Source organism: Candidatus Methylomirabilota bacterium (assembly GCA_036002485.1).
Taxonomy (GTDB): domain Bacteria; phylum Methylomirabilota; class Methylomirabilia; order Rokubacteriales; family CSP1-6; genus AR37.
In genome coordinates this window covers 1-5979 of record DASYTI010000071.1, presented here as the reverse complement: position 1 = coordinate 5979, position 5979 = coordinate 1, and the positions used below count along the sequence as shown (strand labels likewise).

At 67.6% G+C, this 5979-nt stretch carries 6 protein-coding genes; all 6 read right to left on the bottom strand.

What is annotated here, in order from left to right:
- The coding region (locus tag VGT00_07795; GenBank protein HEV8531302.1) for a xanthine dehydrogenase family protein molybdopterin-binding subunit at positions 1-1430 on the bottom strand (1430 nt) is incomplete at its 3' end.
- A gap of 13 nt (positions 1431-1443) precedes the next feature.
- Positions 1444-1899, bottom strand: a complete 456-nt coding sequence (locus tag VGT00_07790; GenBank protein ID HEV8531301.1) for a (2Fe-2S)-binding protein — start codon at positions 1897-1899, stop codon at positions 1444-1446.
- A 146-nt stretch (positions 1900-2045) separates the two neighbouring features.
- Positions 2046-3272, bottom strand: coding sequence for a nickel pincer cofactor biosynthesis protein LarC (gene larC, locus VGT00_07785; protein ID HEV8531300.1), 1227 nt, complete (start codon positions 3270-3272; stop codon positions 2046-2048).
- Entirely contained in the window at positions 3273-4031 is a 759-nt protein-coding gene (gene larB / locus VGT00_07780; protein HEV8531299.1) for a nickel pincer cofactor biosynthesis protein LarB, read from the bottom strand.
- On the bottom strand, positions 4013-4849 hold the full coding sequence (larE, locus tag VGT00_07775) for an ATP-dependent sacrificial sulfur transferase LarE (protein HEV8531298.1): 837 nt from the start codon (positions 4847-4849) through the stop codon (positions 4013-4015). Before larE ends, larB begins: the two co-directional genes overlap by 19 nt.
- A 202-nt stretch (positions 4850-5051) precedes the next feature.
- Positions 5052-5963 carry a PfkB family carbohydrate kinase gene (locus VGT00_07770; GenBank protein ID HEV8531297.1) on the bottom strand — a complete coding sequence of 304 codons (912 nt, stop codon included), beginning with the start codon at positions 5961-5963 and terminating at the stop codon, positions 5052-5054.
- Between the last annotated feature and the right edge of the window lie 16 nt (positions 5964-5979).

Genomic DNA, 5979 nt, shown 5'->3' with positions numbered 1-5979 from the left:
CCGGCCTGGGCGCCGAGGGAGCCGACCACCTTGGAGGGCGCGATGCTGCAGGCCTCGATATAGGTCGAGAAGCCGACGCCGAGGAGCTTGCCGCTCGATCGCCCGGCCTGCTGGTCGCTCCGGAATTTCTTGTAGTCGAGCATGCCGAGCAGCTTGTCGAAGGCCGCCCCGTAGTTGCCGCTGTCATAAGTGAGGGCGACTTTGGTTTGATACCCCGAGTCGAACTTGGGGATGAAGTTCTTCTTGCGGAGCTCCGCCGGGTCCATCTTGAGGGCGGCGGCGCCCACGTCCACGATGCGCTCGATCAGGTAGGCCGCCTCCGGCCGTCCCGCGCCGCGATAGGCGTCGACCGGAGTCGTGTTGGTGAAGACGCCCGTGACCTCGCAGTGGATGGCCCCCATCTCGTAGACGCCGTTCAGCAGCGTGCCGTAAAGATAGGTCGGCACGGCGGGGGCAAAGGTCGAGAGGTATGAGCCCAGGTTGGCCGTGGTCTTCACGCGCAGCCCGAGGATCTTGCCCTCTTTGGACAGGGCCAGCTCCACGTCCGTCACGTGGTCGCGGCCGTGGGCATCGGTCTGGAAGCTCTCGCGGCGGTTGGCCGTCCACCGTATGGGCCGCTTGATCTGCTTGGTCGCCCAGGAGCAGACCGTCTCTTCGTTGTAGAGGAAGATCTTGGAGCCGAAGCCGCCGCCCACATCGGGGGCGATGACGCGCACCTTGTGCTCGGGAATGCCGAGGACGAAGGCCGTCATGAGCAGCCGGTGCACGTGGGGATTCTGCGAGGTGACCCAGAGCGTCCAGTCGCCGGTGGCGTCCTCGTAGCGCGCCACGCAGGCGCGCGGCTCGAGGGCATTGGCGACCAGGCGCTGATTGACGATGCGCTTCTTGACGGTGACGGCCGCCGACTTGAAAGCGGCCTCGGTGGCCGCGGCGTCGCCGATCTGCCAGCGGAAGGCCACATTGTCGGGCGCCACCTCGTGAATGGCGGGGGCGCCCTTGACCGCGGCCTTGTCGGTGCGGGTGACCGAGGCCTTCACCTCCCAGTCCACGGCCACCAGCTCGGCCGCGTCCAGCGCCGCCGTCTGGTTCTCCGCTATGACGATGGCGACGGGGTCGCCGACATAGCGCGCCGCATCCGTGGCCAGGGGCATGTGCGGCGGGACTTTGAGGTCAGGCAGGAGCCAGCCGCACGGCAGCGAGTTGACGCCGGTCATGTCCTTGCCCGTGAAGATGGCAACGACCCCCGGATGCTTCAGCGCCTTCGAGGTGTCGATCTTCTTGATCCCGGCGAAGGCGTGCGGGCTTCGCACGAAGGCCGCGTAGGTCATCCCGGGCAGCTTGAGGTCGTCCGTGTAGTGGCCCTTGCCGGTGATGAAGCGGGGGTCCTCACGCCGCTTGATGCTCGCGCCCAGCAGCCTGGCTGTCGCCATGATCGCTCTCTCCCTACTTCGCCGGCATCTTCTCGGCGGCGTACTGAATGGCCTTGACGATATTGTGGTAGCCCGTGCAGCGGCAGAGATTGCCGTCGAGCTGGTGCCGGATCTGTTCCTCCGTCGGCTTGGGATAGCGCTGGAGGAGCTGCGCCGCGGACATGATCATGCCCGGCGTGCAGAAGCCGCACTGCAGCCCGTGCTTCTCCCAGAAGGCGTCCTGGATGGGGTGCAGCTTGCCGTCCTTGGCCATGCCTTCGATCGTGGCGATCTGGGCGCCGTCGGCCTGGACGGCCAGGATGGTACAGGACTTCACGGCCTGGCCATTCAGATGGATGGTGCAGGCCCCGCACTGGCTCGTGTCGCAGCCCACGTGCGTGCCCGTGAGCCCGGCCAGCTCGCGGATGAAGTGCACGAGCAGGAGCCGGGGCTCGACGTCATGAGAGTGAGCGACGCCATTGATGGTCATGGACGTTTTCACTGCGCGTACCTCCTCAGAGGGCTGCGGGTCGATGACTGCCGCCTCGTCGTCGAGGGGTCCGAGGCCGGCAAAGCGCTCAAACCATATTCCTGAGGCCTGGGGATGTCAAGCCACCGGGCCGTGAGGCCGGCCTGCTACTGGAACAGCCGGCGGCCCTCGGCGCGCGCCTGGTCCAGCACCTCGCGCACGGGCAGGCCCTTGGCCCTCGCGACGCGCCGGACCTCGTCGAACTCGGGGGTCACCGTGACCACGCGGCCGTCCAGGCGCGAGACCTTGAAGGGAATGGCGCCGTATGTCGTGGTCAGCGTCACCATCTCGCGATCGAGCCGCTCGCGCTGGTAGGCGGTCCAGCGGACGCCGATGGTGGGCGACTCCTCGAAGAGCACCCGCGAGAGGTCGGTGACGCGGTCGGGGGCGCAGAGGGCCGTGAGCACGGTGCCGGGCCGGCTCTTCTTCATGGTCACCGGGGTCAGATAGACGTCGAGAGCGCCCGTTTCGAAGAGGCGCTCCATGATGACCTCCCAGAGCTGGGGAGACATGTCGTCCACCGTGGTCTCGACCTGCATGATGGTCTCGCGCCGGCCGGATTCGGACGCGATGCCCAGAAAGACGCGGATGATGTTCGGCGCCTCCAGCTCCATATTGCCCGCGCCATAGCCCACCGCCTCGACGGTCATGGCGGGCATGGCGCCGGCCGCCCGGGCCAGCGTGGTCAAGATGGCCGCGCCCGTGGGCGTCACGAGCTCGCGACGGACCCCGGTATCCACGACGGGAAAGCCCTTCAGGAGCTCGGCGGTTCCCGGTCCCGGGATGGGAATGCGTCCATGCGCTCCCGTGACGAAGCCGCCGCCCAGCGGCAGGGCCGAGCAATGCACCTGGTCGACGCCCAGGAGATGCAGTCCGAGGCAGGCGCCGGTCACGTCCACGATGGCGTCCACCGCGCCCACGTCGTGGAAGTGGACGTGGTCGACCGTGGTGCCGTGCACGCGCGCCTCCGCCTCGCCGAGCCGGGTGAAGATGCGCGAGGCGTTCGACTTGACGGCCGCGGGCAAATCGCTGGCGCCGATGAGCTCGAGGATGGAGTGGAGATTGCGGTCCGGATGAGGGTGCCGCTCATGCGCGTGGGCATGCGAGTGGTCCGCAGCGCCGTGCGCATGGTCATGGTCATGCACGTGCACGTCGACCTTGGTGGCGCGAAAGACCCCCTTCATCACCTCGCGGCGCTCCAGCGACCAGCCGGGAAGGCGGAGCTTGGCGAGCTCGTCCCGGAGAGCATCGAAGGGCACGCCCGCATCGACGAGGGCGCCCATGATCATGTCTCCCGCCGCTCCGCTCGGGCAGTCGAAATACGCGATGCGCATCTACCGGATCTTGCTGGCCAGCTTGTTGATCTGGTTGGCCTGCGCGGCGGCGCCATAGCCGTTGTCGATGTTCACCACCGACACGCCGGGCGCGCAGGAGTTGAGCATGGCGAGAAGCGCGGCCACGCCGCCAAAGGACGCGCCATAGCCCACGCTGGTCGGCACCGCGATGACCGGCCGGTCCACCAGACCGCCGATGACGCTCGGCAGGGCGCCCTCCATGCCGGCCACGGCGACGATGACATTGGCCTCGTTGAGCCGGTCCAGATGAGGGACCAGTCGATGCAGCCCCGCCACGCCGCAGTCATAGAGGCGCTCGACGCGATTGCCCATGGCCTCGGCCGTCACCGCCGCTTCCTCGGACACGGCGAGGTCCGATGTGCCGGCGCTGACCACGACGATGAGCCCCACGCCCTCGTGCGCGCGCGGCTTGACGACGACGAGCCGCGCCTCGGCATGGACCCGGCACTGGAGGCCGCTCTCCTCGAGAGCGCGGATCACCGCCGCCTCGGCCCGCGTGGCGAGGATATTCTCGTGCGCCTCGGCGAGCCGACGGACTATGGCCACCACCTGCTCCGGCGTTTTGCCCGGGCAGAAGACGGCCTCGGGCACCCCGTGGCGAAGGGAGCGATGCAGGTCCACCCGCGCGAAGCGCAGGTCCTCCACCGGCAGATCGCGCAGCCGCGCCAGGGCCTGCTCGGGAGGGAGAGTCCCCGCCGCCACGGCCTCCAGGAGCTCCCTTACTTTTTCGCGATCCACTTCAAGGCCTCGTTGGCGCTGCCGCTCCTGAATCCCTGAAGATCGAGAGTGACATACAGATACCCGAGCTCCCTGAAGCGTTTCACGACCGCCTGGTGTCTGCCCTCTTCGAAGAGGCGGGGAATCTCCTCGGGAGGGAGCTCGAGCCGCGCCAGCTTGTCGTGATGCCTGACCCGGAACTGCCGGAAGCCCAGGCCGCGCACGAAGGCTTCAGCGGCGTCGATGCGGCGGAGCTTGTCAGGCGTGATGGTCTCGCCGTATTGGAAGCGCGAGGAGAGGCACGCGAAGGACGGCTTGTCCCAGGTGGGCAGCTCGAGCTCGCGCGAGAGCGCCCGGATCTCTTCCTTCCACAGCTCGGCCTCGATCATGGGCGCGCGCACGCCGGCGACCTTTGCCGCCTCCATGCCTGGCCGGTGATCGCCGAGGTCGTCCATGTTGGCGCCGTACACCATGACGGCGTCGCCCTGCTCGCGAGCGATGGGACCCAGCTTGGCGAAGAGCTCCTCCTTGCAGAAGTAGCAGCGGTTGGGCGAGTTCAGCGCGTACTGCGGGTTGTCGAGCTCGCGCGTCTGGACCACCACGTGACGCAGGCCCAGGAGCGCGGCGAGCCGACGCGTTTCCTCGAGCTCGGCGGCGGGATACGTCTCCGAGTCCGCCGTCACCAGCACGGCCCGATCGGCCAGGGCCTCCTTGGCGGCTCGAGCGAGAAAGGTCGAGTCCACACCGCCCGAGAAGGCCACGAGCACGCTCCGCATCTCCCGGAGGATACCGAGAAGCCGCTGGTACTTCACGGTGAAAGCCGGGCCCACACTGCTCATCGCTGCGTACCTCTTGCGCTCCGGGACGAAACAATCGGAAAGACGACCCCCTCACCCAGCCCTCTCCCCCGCGACGGGGGAGAGGGATTCAGAATGGGCCATGACCTCTGGTCCTCGGTCTGTGACGGACTGTTTTGATCCCTCTCCCCCACTGGGGGAGAGGGCAGGGTGAGGGGGAATGTGGCCTCGCGCATGGTTCAGCTCAGCCCTCGAGGCGGACCATGTCGGCGAAGACGATCAGACGGGCCTCGATCTCTTGGGGATCGAGGCGCTTGAGCCGTTCCAGAGAGAAATCCTCCACCGTGAAGGACGCCATGGCGGCCCCCCGGACCATCGCCCGCCTCAGCGCGGCGAGGTCCTTGGTGTTCTGCTGAGCCAGGTATCCCATGAAGCCCCCGGCAAAGGTGTCGCCCGCCCCGGTCGGATCGAAGACCGATTCCAGCGGATAGGCCGGCGCGAAGAAGAATTGCGCTTCGGAGAGGAGCAGCGCGCCGTACTCGCCGCGCTTGATCACCACCGTCCGGGGGCCCATCTCGGTGATGGCGCGCGCCGCCTTGACGAGGTTGGGCTCGCGCGCCAGCATCCGCGCCTCGGTGTCGTTGATGAGCAGGACGTCCACGCGGGCCAGCACCTTCAGCAGGTCCTCGCGCTTGCCCTCGATCCAGAAGTTCATGGTGTCGAGGGCCACGAGGGTCGGTCGCTCCATCTGATTCAGGACGTCGAGCTGGAGGACGGGGTCGATATTTGCGAGGAACACGAATCGCGCCTGCCGATGGACCGGCCCGAGCTTGGGCTTGAAGTCGGCAAATGCGTTGAGCTGCACGTCTAGGGTCCGAGCCTCGTTGAGGTCGAAGCCGTACTCGCCGCTCCAGCGGAACGTCTTCTTGCCGGGCAGCACCTCGAGGGCACTCGTGTCCACCCCGCGCTCGATGAGAAGCGCGAGGTGTTCCTGCGGGAAGTCGTCGCCGACTGCGCCGACCACCCGGACCTGGGTGAAGAAGCTTGCCGCGTACGAGAAGTAAGTCGCGGCACCCCCCAGCGCGTCGGTCACGGTGCCGAACGGCGTCTTGACGCTGTCCAGGGCCACCGAGCCCACCACGACGAGATCAGCCACGCCGCGATCCTTTCCG